The organism is Pedobacter frigoris (assembly GCF_032678645.1).
GTDB lineage: Bacteria > Bacteroidota > Bacteroidia > Sphingobacteriales > Sphingobacteriaceae > Pedobacter > Pedobacter frigoris_A.
The window spans coordinates 699,694-715,094 of the sequence record NZ_JAVTSP010000001.1 but is presented as its reverse complement, the minus strand read 5'-3'; the positions used below and the strand labels follow the sequence as shown (position 1 = coordinate 715,094).

The window sequence follows — 15,401 nt, the reverse complement described above, 5'->3', positions numbered from 1 at the left end:
CTCCCTAAATAATTGATAAACATATTGATAGTTTATTGTAGGAGCTCACGTAGCGTTAATTGGTTTGTTTTTGCTAATATATGATTGTGCATTATAAAAAACCAATTTATACTGACTTTGCCTTCCGATAGTATTTACGCATATTTTAAAATTTTCCCTATCTTTAATTCATATGAAAACATTGTTGTTAGTCTGCTCCTTTGTCATTGCTTCCTTTTCGGTTAGCGCTCAGGAAGGTGTTGCTGTTGATCAAATAATTGGTCATTGGGATTTGAAAGATATTCCCAAAGCTGTAGGAAAGGAAGTTGTGATAGTCGATTCTGTGTATGACGGTAGAGCATTTGAAAACCATACCTTACTGAATGTAGGAGGTAAGTATCCAGGTCAGCTTATTTCTGTGTTTATTGCTAAAAAAGATTATAAAAATTTTAGTGATGATATTTTGAAATTGTACCTGCATAAAAAAATTAGTGTCAGCGGAAAATTATCAATTTTCAATGAGAAGGCGCAAATTGTTGTAACCGATCCGAAACAGATTAATTCTCATCTGAACTATAAACAGAAAGTGCTGAATGTGATTTTTTAATTCCATCGACTTTAAAAAAATGCGTTATTTAGTGGTGTTATGAATACTGTACTCTTAGACGAAGTACTGATGCTGGAGAGGTTTCCCGGAAAAGGAGGCTGGACTTATGTGGTATTACCGCAACTTAAGACCCCGTCGGGCAAACCTTTGGGCTGGGATAAGGTTCGTGCCTTGTTTGATGAGCATGAAGTGCCTGAGATTGGTCTGATGTCTTTAGGTAATGGAAAGCGTTTCTTACCTGTAAAAGCTGAAATCAGGAAAGTGATAGGTAAGGAGGCCGGTCATCAAATCAGATTGCAACTATTCTCACAGACTGAAGAATTGGATGTAAGGGCGGAATTCCTACTTTGCCTGGAGGATGATCCTGCAGCTTTGAAGCATTTCAAAAGCTGGAAAGCTGAGGAACGTGACAAGTACATAGTCTGGATTGAACAAGGGCAAAGCACGGAGCAGCAGGTTGAGCGTATGGCACAGGCGGTCGACCGCATTGCCGCGGGATTGTTGTTTTAAGGTTGCGATACGTTCGTGTATGTTTCTTTCAGAAACTGAATCCTTAATGAGGATTATCAATCACATAGGAGCTCATTTTAACAACCTTGTCATCTTTAAAGTGATAAATGTCGCAGAAGTTACTTTGATACTCCTTGCCATTGGATTCCTTCTTTGTGGCGGTACCTTGTACAGAGGCCATATCTCCTTCAATCACAATAGTGCTAAACTGGAAGTTGCTATGTTCAGGCATATCGCTCACATCCATGTTGCTGAGTTCTGCTGCTCCGTTGTATCTGATATGACCTTTAGCGGAATACATGTCCCAAACGAGATCTTCTGAAAGGTAGTCCATAAAATCCTCCATTCTGTTTTCAGTAAAGAGGAGGTTAATTTGTTCTATAAGTTCTTTTGTAGTTGCCATGATAGTTAAACAGTTGATGTATAATTTTGTTCAGATAAAGGATGTTAATTTATTAATTTATGAACATAAAGTATTATTGTAAATTAATTATTTTGCACTTAAATCATGATAGTATTTAAAACCATTGGTATAATTTTAATTCTGCTAGGAATAGCTATGTTCCTTGTAGGGATTTCAATGTTTTCTTATTTAGGCCCTCCGTTAGACTCTATTGTGGTTAAAATAGGTATGTATTCGTTTTTATGGTGGTTGCCTACAATATTATTTGGTGTTTTTCTCGTTGTGATTTCCCCCAAAAAAAGAACTTAAACGTAGAATAACCGATTAATCGACATCCCGCATTTTATATTTGGAAAACTCTAATTCATTTATGATTAAGCAATCCAAACCTACCACTTTTATTGATGCTTTTGTCGATTTTTCATTCAAAAGACTATTCGCTACCGAAGACAGTAAACCCATTTTGATTGGGCTTTTAAACCATTTATTCAGAGGTCTTAAATACATCACGGCAATTAATTATGGTAAGAACGAATATCCGGGAGAAATTACGACTGAGGGTGGTGCGGTGTTCGATGTGATTTGTACAGATGCTGATGGCACCAAATTCATTATCGAAATTCAACGCGGTTATCAGCAGAATTTTAAAGATAGGGCTCTGTTCTATACGTCGCGGGCCATTAGTGAGCAGGCACCAAAAGGAAACAGAAGGGAGTGGGGCTATCAATTGACCGAAGTATACCTCGTTGCTTTTCTGGAAGATTTTAATCTTCCGGATAGCCCAAAAGGCGAATATCTACAGGATATTTGTCTGGCTAACAGGTACACAGGTAAAATATTCTGTGAAAAATTGAGCTTTATGTTCATTGAGATGCTTAACTTTGTTAAAGAGCCAATTGAGCTGCATACCGAACTTGACAAATGGCTTTATGCGCTGAAACACCTAAGTGAGTTTAGGGAGCGCCCGGAGTATCTAAATGGTCCGGAATTTGATCAATTATTTAATCTGGCAAGATATGCCAATTTAACAAAGGAGGAGCGAGACATGTACAATACGAGTTTGAAACATAAGTGGGACAATAAGAATGTAATGGACTTTGCTGTCGCGCAGGCTGAGCAGAAGGGTGAGCGAAAAAAGGCCGTTGATATGGCCCTGGAAATGCTGGCAGATCACGAACCTGTTGAGAAAATCATGAGATACACAAAGTTGTCTTTAGAAGAGATTGAGAATCTTTAGTCTGCGAATCTGTCTAACTCATTTTAGCCAATTCCTGTTCTAGTTTATCCATATTCTCTTCGTTCTTGTCTTCTACATAGGGCTTTATTTTATTGCATTCCTTTTCAGTAGCAAAAACCTGTCTGAATACGACTTTAGTTTGCCCTTCACTTACTTCCTCGAAAGTTGCTATAACGTCAAATAAGGGCTGAGAGATGCGTTTCCATATGATAACCGAAGGCTCTTCAATAACGGTAAACTCGCATTCATTCTGATAATTCCCTTTCTCAGGTCCGTGCATGGTAAATTTCCACCGGCCGCCTGGTCTAAAGTCGAACTCATGAAATGTGTTGGTAAAGCCTGCCGGTCCCCACCAGTTTTTCAGGTGATCCGGCTCTGCCCAGGCTTTGAAAGCCAGTGCCTGTGATGCATTTACTATTCTGCTGGTTACAATTTCGCAGTTAGGATTAATAGGGGGGATTGCTGTACTCATAGTCTAAAGTTTTCTTAAAATTAGTAAATATGGTAACACATATGATAGTATCATATGATACTATCAAAGCTATGGATAAATTGAGATAGTAATAATATATATATATGGTTAATTGATGATCTCTCCTTTATTATTGGCTAGCTTTTCACGCCATTTTTGAAGTTCTGCAGGGGGCATTCTTTCCCAATCTGTTACCTCGCCGGTGATTTTTAATGGTAATTGTGAGCGATAAGAACGCGTTGGATTGCCGGGGAATTTTTTGTCAGTAACATTTGGATCATTTTCAAAAGTCCCTGTCGGTTCTACGATATACACCCGTTCAGGTCCGTCATTTTTTGCCAGTGCAGCGGCCAGTCCGGCTCCGTTAACCAAGGCTGTGAAATAAATGTGATTCATTTTGAGTTCGGGCTGGTAATTAGAACTGCCTCCAGGGTTCAGCAAATCGCCAATCTGTAAGTTTGCTTTCGTCCCGTGATAAAAAGGACCTTTGTCAGACGGATTGTCATTAAATGAGGTTGCCAATTCATAATTCTCCTTAGCTTTTTCAGCGTCGCCCAATTCCTCGTGGCATTTAGCAATGTTTGAATATAGGGCAGGGAAGGCGCTTTTGACAGCGTCGTTATTTATTTTTAGTGCAAACTCCAAAGCTGCTTCCAGCCATTTCAATTTGTCAGATACATCTTTTTGATGACGGGCTACATAATGCGCTGCAATAAATTTTTCTAAGTCGTCTGTCGCTTCATTCCAGGCTTGCAGAAAAAGTTTACTTGCTTCTTCAGGTTTGCCTTGTTCTTCCATGCCCATACCTTGAAGACAGAGTTTGACCACATTATTGCCAGGATTGAATTCCATATTTAATTCTTTTGTTGCTAAGGTTAATTGTTCGTTTTGGTGATGACTTTGACAGCCCTGAAAATACAGAATTACTGCATCAGAACTATTTAAATAGCTTCATAACTTAATAATACATTATTGAGGTCTTTATAGTAGCCATCCAGGCTTATAAAGTTAAATACGCTTAGTTTGCTCATAATATTTATTTAAGTGGCTCATAGTAAAATATTACTGCACCACCATCAAATATTTTAGTTTTTAGGAGTTTAAGAAGGGTTCTGTCCTTTATATTTTCAAATAGGGGCAAGCTTGTTCCCGCTATAACAGGGTAAATACAAAGCTGCAATTCATCAAGTAAATTAAGATTCATCAGCTGTATAATCAAACTCCGGCTGCCCACTAAAATGTCTTTACCCGATTGTTGTTTGAGTGCTGAAACTTCTTCTTCAATAGCTTGATTTGACAATCTTGCACTGTCCCAATCTACATCTTTGAGCGTGTGCGAAAAGACAATTTTTGGAATTTTGTCTATAGCAACTGCAAAATCATTCATTGATTTTTTATCAGAAGGATTTTCTAAAATGGTTCGCCAAAATTCCATGAGGTGATAGGTTATCCTTCCATATAGAATGGTGTCTGCGCTATTTAGCAGATCTGTGTAATGCTGATGTACTTCTTCATCCGGAATTCCTGCTGTGTGATCGCAAGACCCGTCAAGTGTCATATTGATTGCTGCAATTACTTTTCTCATTGTACTTCGTTGTAAATCAATTTCCTTAACCCAAATTTAAAGAAGAGGTGGCACAAAAGTGAGGTGTAATCGCGACAATATGAGGGTGTTTTTAATCAGTTTCTAAAGTTCTGGGTGATCATCAATCCATAGACTCCTCCATCGAGAATGCCAATGCCCAACCGGCCGAAACCAGACCTCAGGATATTTCTCCGGTGACCTGGTGAATTCATCAAACCCCGATGTGCGATTGCTAATGTTTGTGCCAGTGCGAGATTCTCTCCGGCAGTTAGGAAAATGATTTTTTCAGCTTGAATTCGTTGAAATGGATCGACTCCCTCGGGTGTGACATGTGAGAAGTAACCCCTTGCGAACATGTCTGCCGAGTGTTTTCTAGCTGCGACGGCGATTTCCGGATCAGCTTTTAAAGGTTTGAGCCTATGTTTTTTCCGCTCCTCATTTACCAATACCAGCATTTCTGCCTCCAGATCAGGCCTTATTCTTGGGTTTTCGACTTTGTATGGAAGTTTGACAGCATCTGACTTTCCAATTACAGCTTCTGATTTTGACGCCATTTGATAGGATAGCTCACCGAAAACAGGTACAAGTCTATCCCGCATCCAATTTACTTTGCGGATTGACCATTCACTTAGTTTACTGTTTCTGGCTGATTCTGTGCTGTTGGTGATAGGCATCAGCAGCAATATTGTCGACAATAGTGCTACCCATATGAACCCATTTACCAGCCCTGGAAGGATTCCATAGAGTTTGTTGGCGGTGCTTTCGTGGTCTTCCTGGGATACATTAGATAAAATTTTCCTGGATAATACCTCGAGTAAGATCCTGCTGCCGATTAGAATGACGATAAATGACAGGGGGGATGTCCATGAACTGGCAGATAGAAGATATTTTTCAACGAAACTACTGAGATGACTGTATAGTAAAAAACTGAGTGTAAGACTACCTATCCAGCAAAGCAATTCTAAGGTGGCGAGAATGAAACCACGCCGCATACTGCTGAGCATTGATAATAATAGGATCAGAATTAAAATGATGTCTACCCAGTTCATGAAATCTAATTTAATAAAAAAGGCGAAACGCAACTATAACTTGTTTTTAAAAGGTTAAGATTAATGTATTTATTTAAATAGATAATCGGTTTTTTTCCGTTTATCTATTTATTTTTTTACATTTGTGTATGGATTTAATGCAGTCAATTCGTAGTTACGGCAAACAACCGATCACTCATCAGTTGTTAATTGCATTGCTAAAGGATTACAAAAGACCTAATGATAAAATCCACGACTTACTTAAAGAAGGAATTTTGTCACCTTTAAAGAGGGGTATTTACGTAGTCGGAACGCAATTAAGCGAGCAGATCCGGCCGGAACCTTTTTTGGTGGCTAATCATTTGTTAGGACCAAGTTATGTTTCTTTGGATGCAGCCTTATCTTTTCATGGCTTGATACCAGAAAGGGTTTTTGAAATAACATCTGTTACTATTAAAGCTTCACGCAGTTTTCCAACTTCTATTGGGTTGTTTTCTTACGAGCGTTTGGGACTTCCATATTACACATTTGGCATTCAGCAGATTCAGCTGGGTGATGAGCAATGGGCAATGATCGCATCACCAGAAAAAGCTTTGTTAGATAAAATTGTAACAACCTCTGGAGTTGTATTGAGAAGTGCAAAAGCCGCTGAAAGCTATCTGTTGGAAGACCTAAGGATTGATGCAGACAGGTTAAAAGAATTGGATGTTGAACAAATGAGTACATGGATGGATGATGCGCCGAAAAAAGATAGCTTAACTCATATACTTAAAATGATAAAGACTTTATGATAAAAGAATGGTTGGAATCTTATCATCCCGCTAATAAAGATGAGGCAGGGCAGGCCTTGCGTGAAATTATGCAGGAAATTGCACTCGCTGGTTTACAACGGGCAGGTTTTTTTGAAAAAGCTGCATTTTATGGAGGAACAGCTTTACGTATATTTTATGGACTGGATCGTTTTTCAGAAGATTTAGACTTTTCTTTATTAAATAAGGATATGGATTTTTCTCTGGATAGATATCTGGAGGCAGTTACCACAGAGTTCGCATCTCAGGGTATGACTGTTTCGGTTACAGAGAAGAAAAAGACTAAAGAAAATAATATTGATTCTGCTTTCTTAAAGTCTGAGACGATCTGGAAGGAACTGGTATTAGAAGGAATTATTCCTCAAAGCGGAGTTGATCAGAGAGCGAATATTAAGATCAAACTTGAGGTAGACAAGCTGCCGCCTCTTGGGTTCGAAACAGAAGAAAAGCTACTTTTAAAACCGTTTTCTTTTTATGTTAAATGTTTTTCATTATCTGATCTATATGCTGGTAAAATGCATGCTTTACTGTTTAGGAAATGGGGCAATAATGTAAAAGGGAGGGATTGGTATGATATGGAATGGTATATTAAGAAAGGGGTGCAGTTAAATTTGAAACATTTCATATTAAGAGCACGGGATAGTGGCGATTGGACTGAAGATGACATGACCGAAAAAGAGTTTAGAGAGTTACTTCGTGTCAAGATTGAAACTGTAAATTTCAACCGTATTAAAGCAGATATTAGCAGATTTATAGCAGACCGTTCTGTATTGGATATCTGGTCAGTAGATTATTTTAATGATCTGGTTACTCATTTGAAAATATAACAGCTGAAGAATAAAGCCACTGTATATTCTTCACAGTGGCTTTTATTATGAATAACTTTCCGCAATTTATTGGTTCAGCAAATGCTTTACGCTTTTCAAAACATCATCAGCAGTAGTTGTAGCCAGTGATTTGATCTCAAATTTCGTTAAAGCCTGATTCAGTTCAGCCAATTGTTTGGTCTGCTTATTTTTTTCATATGCTGATTGCAGGTATTTGATCTTCTCAAAGTCCTGTGCACCTTCAATTAGTTTTTCAAACCTTACCGAACTTAATGCGCCAGGATAAACGAGGTAGGTGTCGCCGGCTGGCCATGCGGTAAACCTTGTGTCGGTTAGTGGTGATTTAGTCCAGCTGTTGTAAGCCCAACGCAGATATCCGTCCATTTTCTTGCCTGCTGTATACCAGCCCATCCAAACCGGTTCTGCCGGTGATGAGAAACTGAAAGCATTTGGATAGGGCTCTGTACAGCAGGTGTACCAGGTACTGATCTTACCTTGCTGCATGCGCTTTTGCAAGACATCGGCAGGGAATTCCCATTTAGAAGCAATGCAATAGTTGTCGATATCCTGTTCAATTTCAGGATGATATTCTCCTGCTAAAGCTAGTTTCCAGGAAGGGTCAACTTCTTTCAATAATTTGATAACTGACTGCATGGCTTTCATAGGCCTTTCGTCCATGGCGATATAGGTTTTGCCAAACCAGTTTTTTTGTTTCAGGTGTCTTGTGAAATCAGTCAGCATGGTTTTCCAAAAAACGTTGTATGCAGGCGTGCCAATCGCATCGGTAAAAACAGCTTCTTTCTGAGTGCTTTCGTCGTAATAAGTAAAAGCTATTTTCCAGGGAACCATACTGTAGCAATTGATGCGCTCAGTAATGCCACAGGACATTACAAAGCTGATGTATTTGTCGAACAAGCTGTAATCGTAAGTCCAGCTGCCGTCCTTTTTCTTAGTCCATTTAATCAGGGAAGGATAGTCATCAAAAGTTTGATGGCCCCATGGTTCGTTTACGATACTTGCTGTTATGGTTTTTTGTCCGGCATCAGCAAGCATCTGGTAATACTTTTTCATCAGCGTAAAATGCGCATCGCTCCAGAGTTCTACCTGATGTACACGTGCAATTGATGCAGGATGCTGCCACAGGTCGAGGTCATATGCCCAGTTTTTAGGAGCCGGTAATGCTTTGTCCAGCACCGTAATGTTGATGGGCAGGGTATAAGTTTTATCGCCTTTGATCTTTATAGAACCTGTATAGGTACCCGCGCTGGTATTCTGCGGTACTTTTAAACTGATCCATACGGGTTGTGTGGTTTCTTTTTGCAATGTCGCAGATGTCGCTTTTGTATCGATCAGATCGGCTACATAAGAACTGTCAAAGTCCTTTGCCTGGCGGTAGCCACAACCGTTTTTAAATTCATCGGTGATGACATATCTGATCAGGCCGGTAGTGATGTTTTCACTTTTAATGGTCTTTCCTTTGTTGTCCTTTAAATCCAGAACTTCCCAGCTGATGTTTGCAACATCGGCTTTTGTCCACAGCAAAATCTGCGTATAGATTTTCTCGCCTTTCCAGGCTTTTGCCTGCCAGGTATTGATGGATTTGACCTGTGGCGGCAGTTCTTTGGCAAAGCGGGTATCTGATGAAGCGAAACTCAAATTGAGTCCGTTTGGCACAGCTTTCCATTCATTAACTGAATTGCTTAAGTTAGCTTTCTTTTGCAGGGCGAGGCTGGCATCCTGAGCGTTTAAACTTAATGTACTGCTTATAAAAAGGGCAAAAAATAGGTATTTCATAAACCTAAGTTACTGATTTGGATATGAAGTCAAGACAATTTTGATGAGTTTTGCTTACGCAAACGTTTGTTTTTGTTTAGTCATACTATACGATATCCTATTCTGTGAACTTCTTTAGCCACGGCTTTTTAGCCATGGAAGCCGATATGCCGGGTGCTGGCCTTTGGCCCTGCACCCGGTATCGTTTTTTATTGTGTGTGATGGGAGAGCGTGTTGTTTTTTATTTAAAGGCCTGCTACTTTTTTGAGGCTTTCTCTATTCAAAGCTCCCATGCGGGTAATGACTTTGGAGTTTGCCTTACCATTGATGTCGACCGCAACATAAGTTGGGAACCCGCCCTCTGCATTAAGTATAGCTCTCACACTCGCTAATACTTTTTCGTTGATGAAAATATGGGTGCCAGGGATTTCCTTTTCTGCGACTTTCTTTTTCCACAAATCCATATTAGAACCATCGGTAGTGCACAGGTATATGTACTCTATTGGGAGGTCTTTATTGTTCTCATGTAATGTCTTACTGGAAGGCAGATCGCTTATACAAGGGCCGCACCAGGTAGCCCAGATGTCTATGATTAAGGCTTTTTTCGGGAACTTTGATTTCAGGTTCAATAGAAAATCCTCGGCTTTTGTTTGTTCATCAACTTCGTAAAGGTTGGCTTCAAACGTAGTTGTAACTAAAGGTTTGCCAATATCTGCTTTCTCTAGTTTTTTTGACAGGGAGAATAAGCTATCTACCTTTTTTTGATTGAGGTTGGCCTTGGCCAGTTCATTTTCTGCGATTTTTTTGCACCATGCGGTCTTTAGGCTATTGATGATTGCCGGATATGCTGTAGCCGATTGATCTTTATAAGTATCTAAAAGAAATACCTTAAGTACATCGGCTTTCTGTGGGGCGTATAAACTGTCTATAACTGTAAGAATGCCTTCTATTCCTTTTCTTTTTGAAAGTTTTCCATTCAAAGAATAGTTTTGCAGGTATCTATAAAAAGGAGAACCGTCATTGCTGGTGAAATAAGGTTTATGGTTGCTGATTTCTTTAAAAAGTCCAGCGGGCATCAGATCGCCCCAATAGGTGACAGATAGGTTTCCGTAAAAACCTGATAAAGTTTCATCCTTAATTGCCCAGCCATAATCGGGATGACTGGCAATAAATTCTTCATCTATTTTTAATAGCGCGTTTTTAATAGAATCGGCTTTGGTCAGTATAATATTTTCTGTAAGTTTTCCTTTCAGCGTTTTTAAGTTCCTGAGGCTTTCAGTCAGGTTTTCCCTTTCGGTCTTTTTAAAAAGCACATTTTTATTCATCACCGTGTTTAGCTTTCCATCATCACCCAGATATTCAACTCCATCGGCAATCATATATGCCCGTTTCTTTTGCAGTTTTTTTGCATCGAGTGCTACGGTTAATCCTGAATTGACGTAAATGCCTGCATACAGATATGGCCCTACGCTCAACCAGATTTGCTGATAAGGTAAGTTCTGATCAAGCACTATTTTGGCTACTCCTGAAGCATCTGTTTCGGCATATCTGTCAGCTTGAAAGCCCACTCCGAGCTGGACAAGTGATAAATCAATCTTGACCTTCTTTATGCTGTCAGGAAGATTTTTGATCTGAATGGTTAACGTTGCCGGTTTTCGGTTGCTGAGATATGCATCCATTTTTTTGTCTTCTATCTGAAGAGGGGCACTTTTTTGTGCATACACCTGAGTGCCGCTGAATAACAGCAGAAAATATAAGATTCGTTTCATTTAATTTGGTTTTATTTTTTTATGGTGTTTAATGCTTTTAATACGTTTTCTTTTTTGCCCCTGGAAATTGGGATGCGGGTATCATCGTTCAGCAGCAGGTAGCCGCTATCTTCCTTGACTAAGCTCTTTATGAACTTAGCATTGACCAAATGAGACTGGTGACAGCGGATAAAGTCATAACTGGCCAGCATTTCTTCATATTCAAAGATGGGCTTTGATACCATGATGTTTTTGCCATCTGTGAGATAGAACTGCGTGTAGGCATTGGAAGACTCACAACGAATGATTTCATCGGTATTTACAAACCTGATTTCTTTGGTTGAGGCCAGCGCCAGTTTATGGTCTTTTTTTGCATCCTTATTCTTGATGAGGTCCATTAGGTTTTCTAGCTGGACGTTTTGTTTTCGTTGGTTTAGCTTTGCTTCAACCTTCAGAATTGACATTTTTAATTCCTCTGGGTTGACCGGCTTGAGGAGGTAGTCTATAGCGGAGAATTTTACAGCCTGGATGCCGTACTGGTCGAATGCTGTAACAAAAATCACCTCAAACTGATAATGCGGCAAAGCTTTGAGCACATCAAATCCATTCTTACCCGGCATTTGTATGTCCAGAAACAGTAAGTCGGGATTGGTAGTGGCGATGGTTGTTATGGCATCGTCCGCATTGGTAGCAGAACCCACGATATCTACAGGCAATTCGTGTTTACGCAGCAGGCCCAGCAAGGTTTCAATGTTGTTCTTTTCGTCGTCGATGATTACGGCTCTTATCATATTAACCAGTTTTTAAAGTAGATGGTAACTTGTGTTTCATTTTGTATGCGGGTTACAGAAAATTCAATATGCTGTCCGTTGAGTGTCTGATTCAGTAGTTTGATTCTTTCCCGGGTCAACTGCAGTCCAAATCCACCGGACTTAATGTTTTGATCGAAGCCCTGGCCATTGTCCCTAACCTGAACGGACATATCATTGTCTATTTTGTTGAATGATACGCTAAGCATTCCATGTTCCTGCAGTGAGGATATGCCGTGTTTTACTGCATTCTCTACCAGGGGTTGTAAAAAGAGACTTGGGATTTCTATGGCGTTGGTGTCTATCTGTTCGCTTGCTTCGATTCTGTAATTAAAGCCGAAACGCAACTTCTCGAGATTCAGGTAGTTTTCCAGGATCTTTATTTCACTGGAAATGCTTACAAATTCGTTATTGGTTGCTTTTAATGATTCGCGCATCAGGTTGCTGAATTCGATCAGGTATTTAGATGCATTTTCAGAATCGTTTTTGGTGATCAGGCCCTGTATGGAGCTCAATGCATTGAAGACAAAATGGGGATTGAATTGCGAACGGATGGATTTGAGTTCAGTCTGGACGAGTTGCTTTAAGGTGTCCTGGGCTTTCAGCTTCTCAGCTTGTTGGCCGGAGCGCCTTAAGAGTATGACGAACCCGATGGCCAGCAGACCAAGTACACACAGGCCTATTTTTGCCCATAGGGTCTGGTACCAGGCAGGATGAATGGTAAATGTGTATTTGCATACGTGCATTCGCTGCACGCTGTATCGGATCAGCAGTTCGTACTTGCCAGGTGAAAGGTTCTTAAGCCAGACGAGGTTGAAATCAAAGTCATTTACAGTCCAGCCTGTGCTGTCCGTTCCCTTCACGAGATTGTACTCAATGATATTTTTAGACTTAATGATGTCATCCAGATAGAAGATCAGGTTGTTTTCATTCGAGCTAAACTCCTTTTTTAATTTCAAAAAAGTAGTGTTTTTACTCCAGTCTACATGCTCTGAATTCAGCCTCTGATCTTTCCATTGTTCTTTGAAAACACTTAGAAACTCAGGAAGCTGAGAAAATGTAAATACGCCAACCACCCTTGGTCGCCATTTCGCCCAGTAAGCTGATAAAGAAATGGCAATGCTATCTGGTCTGTCCACCTGCCGTACCTCGAAGGTTAGTGCTTTACCATAATCTCCTTTAAACTGCCCGAGGTAAGCGGTGACATCATCTGTTTTGGTAGAGTCTGCAATTCTGGTCATAATGTAAGAATCGACGAATAATCTAGGCGTAGTCCAGGGCAAAACTACTTTGTTGTTGTTCTCAAGTACCCTAAACTGGTACTTGTTTGCATTTTGAGCGTTGATCCCATTTACGGTCACTATTATTCCTGTTGAATCAAATATGGGGATTGTAAAAGCTCCGGCATAAGTTTCGAGCCCCCGGACATATGCTTTTGTTTTTCTATGAGTATAGGTTTTTAATTGCGGTATTTTTTCCAGTACATGTTCGTAATTTACGGCCAGTTTATTGGAAAAGAAAGCCGAAATCATGAGGTTGTTCTGCAAAGAAAATTTAGTGTGATTGCTATAGAATGTGTGTGAGAAATATTTACGGATTGAATCACCATGCTGATCGTGCTGAATAATAGGATTGATGCTGTTCAGGTTCATCTCCAGCTTTTGTGCGTAGCAAAAGATCTGCGAAAAATAGAAAAGTATAAATAGAATCGTGCTGCGCATCTGTTTGTCTGAAATTATTTACATCAAAGTAAAGGCTTTCATTCATTGGTTGTATACGCGGATTTGAATCTTGCAGGTTCTATTTTGAATCAGGTAAGGCTGGATGCTAGCTGACTGTAATTTTTACAATTTCTTTTGGACAGTTGAAGCGGAATGGGAAGGTATCGCCAAGCCCTCTGCTAACAATCAGGGTGGTGTCCATAATCTGTTTTCTATCAGCGCAATGCTTGTATAAAAGACAGGCAGGGAAATTTGAGTTGTCCTTTGTCCTGAAAAATATGAACTGTCCGCCGTGCAGGTGACCTGCGAGAATGAGCTGAATGTTTGAAAGTTCTTCGGTTTTTATCTTTTCAGGATTATGGATAAGAACGATATTTTTCTCCTGACTATTGCAGGGTAGGTGGACCCGATTTTTCCAGGAGGTAATGTTGTAGCAGAATCCTTTTTTCGAGCGGTATTTGTACATATATTCTTCTACATCGAAACAATTCGGAATACCTGAAAGTAAGTTTGAGATCCTGCGTCCATAAAGCCGGTCATGATTGCCTTTAATAAAAACGATAGTGTATTCTCGGGATACCTCAATTAAAAATTTCCTGAAGTTATGTGCGCCTATTGGCAGGTCGTAATAGTCGCCAGTGAGTGCAATTAAATCAGGTTTATGAGTGGCAATCAGGGTTTTTAATTTTCCCAGTATAGCTGTTGAATACCATAGATGGACATCACTGATATGGAATATCGATAGCTCTTCAAGACCATCAAATAAATTTATGTGCTCGTAGCGTTCTGTTATTTCCATACGTGTGCGAGATAAACAATCAAATAACTCAAAATACAGATCAAGCTTTTAGTGCTAAATGGAGGCAGTAAGTTTTGTCGCCGGAAAGGACTCTTTATAAAATAATTGGCGATGCCCCAAAATAGGATGGAAAGCCCGATATCCCAAAAGTCGAACCGTCCGTTTGTAAGGTGAAGAAGCTGGAATAACTCTAAACCTATGGCAAACAGGAGCGGTGCAAAAAGCAAGCTGAACTCACGGCGGGCAATTCTTATGAACAGGAATTTCGATGTTAGTGTAATGCAAAAGACCCACAATGCTTCGGGTAATGAATAGATAATATGTTCATTGAGGGGAAATGCTGTTGTGATACAGGCTCTTATCGCAGAAAAGCTATTGAAGGAGATCATGTAAATCAGTATTTCATTGACTACGGTTTTTTCTGTGCGGTAAAACAAATAGATGAAGAGGCTGATCAACAAGGATATAATGATTAAGAAATAGTGCTTTTTCATGCCTTTCCATAGATTAAAAGTTTGAAATAGGAGAAATGGCCAAAACTGGTTTCCTTTAGCAGTCTGAATTTTTTTATTGAAGAAATACTATCGATATAAAAAAGTGATTTGAAATGAAATATTCTGGAAAGCGGCTGAAAGGATTGGTCGACATACTTTAACCAGTTGTGCGGTGTAAAATGGTTGAGGATAAAGATTTTTCCGTAGGGTTTCAATACACGATGGATTTCCTGCAGTAACCTTTCAGGATCGTCGACTACTGCGATTACATGAGAGAGTATTACATAGTCAAAAGATTGATCTGGAAATAAGAGTTGCTCGCCATTCATCTGGAGGAGTTCAATGTTAGGATATTTTTGCTTTGTTGCTATTTCCAGCATAGCTGAAGAAGTATCGATGCCGGTGATCTTGTGTATTGAGTAAAGCGGAAGATGCTTTCCGTTTCCGACCCCGATTTCAAGTAATTGTCCGTAAGGGAGCGTATTGATCTCCTCAAATAACCTGCGCTTTTGTGGTTTCAGAAATACATCTACCATAGGGTAGAGAAAGGAAAAGTTGTTATAAAAATGGTCTGTTTGTATACTCATGTAAAAGTACTTT

The 15,401-nt window shown here is 39.7% G+C and carries 17 protein-coding genes; 5 read left to right on the top strand and 12 right to left on the bottom strand.

Annotated elements, in window-relative coordinates; all coding sequences use genetic code 11:
* Positions 1–172: 172 nt before the first annotated feature.
* Together R2Q78_RS03100 and R2Q78_RS03095 are read left to right on the top strand one after the other, a co-directional pair.
* A complete protein-coding gene (locus R2Q78_RS03100; protein ID WP_316788775.1) occupies positions 173–586 on the top strand; it encodes a hypothetical protein in 414 nt (137 codons plus the stop codon).
* Positions 587–625: 39 nt separating this feature from the next.
* Positions 626–1,096, top strand: a complete 471-nt coding sequence (locus R2Q78_RS03095; protein WP_316788774.1) for a YdeI/OmpD-associated family protein — start codon at positions 626–628, stop codon at positions 1,094–1,096.
* Between the two features lie 43 nt (positions 1,097–1,139).
* Here the strand turns inward: R2Q78_RS03095 and R2Q78_RS03090 are convergent, their stop codons facing one another.
* Positions 1,140–1,499 (bottom strand): nuclear transport factor 2 family protein, encoded by a 360-nt coding sequence (locus tag R2Q78_RS03090; protein WP_316788772.1) that lies wholly within the window; start codon positions 1,497–1,499, stop codon positions 1,140–1,142.
* A 370-nt stretch (positions 1,500–1,869) separates the two neighbouring features.
* On the opposite strand from R2Q78_RS03090, the gene R2Q78_RS03085 reads away from it, so the two are divergent.
* Positions 1,870–2,736 carry an Rpn family recombination-promoting nuclease/putative transposase gene (locus R2Q78_RS03085; protein ID WP_316788770.1) on the top strand — a complete coding sequence of 289 codons (867 nt, stop codon included), beginning with the start codon at positions 1,870–1,872 and terminating at the stop codon, positions 2,734–2,736.
* Positions 2,737–2,749: 13 nt separating this feature from the next.
* Here R2Q78_RS03085 and R2Q78_RS03080 read toward each other — a convergent pair whose 3' ends face one another.
* The 4 genes from R2Q78_RS03080 to R2Q78_RS03065 all read right to left on the bottom strand — a co-directional run bounded on the left by R2Q78_RS03080 (position 2,750) and on the right by R2Q78_RS03065 (position 5,842).
* Positions 2,750–3,208, bottom strand: coding sequence for an SRPBCC family protein (locus R2Q78_RS03080; protein ID WP_316788768.1), 459 nt, complete (start codon positions 3,206–3,208; stop codon positions 2,750–2,752).
* Positions 3,209–3,316: 108 nt separating this feature from the next.
* On the bottom strand, positions 3,317–3,730 hold the full coding sequence (arr, locus tag R2Q78_RS21880) for an NAD(+)--rifampin ADP-ribosyltransferase (RefSeq protein ID WP_410478477.1): 414 nt from the start codon (positions 3,728–3,730) through the stop codon (positions 3,317–3,319).
* 514 nt (positions 3,731–4,244) lie between these two features.
* Complete coding sequence (locus R2Q78_RS03070) at positions 4,245–4,793, bottom strand: dihydrofolate reductase family protein (protein WP_316788765.1); 549 nt, start codon at positions 4,791–4,793, stop codon at positions 4,245–4,247.
* A 95-nt stretch (positions 4,794–4,888) separates the two neighbouring features.
* Positions 4,889–5,842, bottom strand: coding sequence for a CvpA family protein (locus R2Q78_RS03065; protein WP_316788763.1), 954 nt, complete (start codon positions 5,840–5,842; stop codon positions 4,889–4,891).
* Between the two features lie 128 nt (positions 5,843–5,970).
* On the opposite strand from R2Q78_RS03065, the gene R2Q78_RS03060 reads away from it, so the two are divergent.
* A complete protein-coding gene (locus tag R2Q78_RS03060) occupies positions 5,971–6,612 on the top strand; it encodes a hypothetical protein (protein ID WP_316788761.1) in 642 nt (213 codons plus the stop codon).
* Positions 6,609–7,457, top strand: a complete 849-nt coding sequence (locus tag R2Q78_RS03055) for a nucleotidyl transferase AbiEii/AbiGii toxin family protein (RefSeq protein ID WP_316788759.1) — start codon at positions 6,609–6,611, stop codon at positions 7,455–7,457. Before R2Q78_RS03060 ends, R2Q78_RS03055 begins: the two co-directional genes overlap by 4 nt.
* Positions 7,458–7,523: 66 nt before the next feature.
* Here R2Q78_RS03055 and R2Q78_RS03050 read toward each other — a convergent pair whose 3' ends face one another.
* From R2Q78_RS03050 to R2Q78_RS03020, 7 genes are all read right to left on the bottom strand, one after another.
* Complete coding sequence (locus R2Q78_RS03050; protein ID WP_316788757.1) at positions 7,524–9,251, bottom strand: DUF4091 domain-containing protein; 1,728 nt, start codon at positions 9,249–9,251, stop codon at positions 7,524–7,526.
* A gap of 224 nt (positions 9,252–9,475) precedes the next feature.
* The gene (locus R2Q78_RS03045) at positions 9,476–10,999 is read right to left on the bottom strand and encodes a hypothetical protein (protein ID WP_316788755.1); all 1,524 of its coding nucleotides are present in this window, start codon (positions 10,997–10,999) and stop codon (positions 9,476–9,478) included.
* Between the two features lie 11 nt (positions 11,000–11,010).
* Positions 11,011–11,769 carry a LytTR family DNA-binding domain-containing protein gene (locus tag R2Q78_RS03040; RefSeq protein ID WP_316788753.1) on the bottom strand — a complete coding sequence of 253 codons (759 nt, stop codon included), beginning with the start codon at positions 11,767–11,769 and terminating at the stop codon, positions 11,011–11,013.
* Positions 11,766–13,508 carry a sensor histidine kinase gene (locus R2Q78_RS03035; protein ID WP_316788752.1) on the bottom strand — a complete coding sequence of 581 codons (1,743 nt, stop codon included), beginning with the start codon at positions 13,506–13,508 and terminating at the stop codon, positions 11,766–11,768. The genes R2Q78_RS03040 and R2Q78_RS03035 overlap by 4 nt, the downstream gene beginning before the upstream one ends.
* Before the next feature lie 106 nt (positions 13,509–13,614).
* A complete protein-coding gene (locus R2Q78_RS03030; protein WP_316788750.1) occupies positions 13,615–14,307 on the bottom strand; it encodes a metallophosphoesterase in 693 nt (230 codons plus the stop codon).
* The gene (locus tag R2Q78_RS03025) at positions 14,298–14,801 is read right to left on the bottom strand and encodes a hypothetical protein (RefSeq protein ID WP_316788748.1); all 504 of its coding nucleotides are present in this window, start codon (positions 14,799–14,801) and stop codon (positions 14,298–14,300) included. Before R2Q78_RS03025 ends, R2Q78_RS03030 begins: the two co-directional genes overlap by 10 nt.
* Positions 14,798–15,388: a class I SAM-dependent methyltransferase gene (locus R2Q78_RS03020; RefSeq protein ID WP_316788747.1), complete on the bottom strand. Its 591-nt coding sequence runs from the start codon at positions 15,386–15,388 to the stop codon at positions 14,798–14,800. Before R2Q78_RS03020 ends, R2Q78_RS03025 begins: the two co-directional genes overlap by 4 nt.
* Positions 15,389–15,401 lie beyond the last annotated feature (13 nt).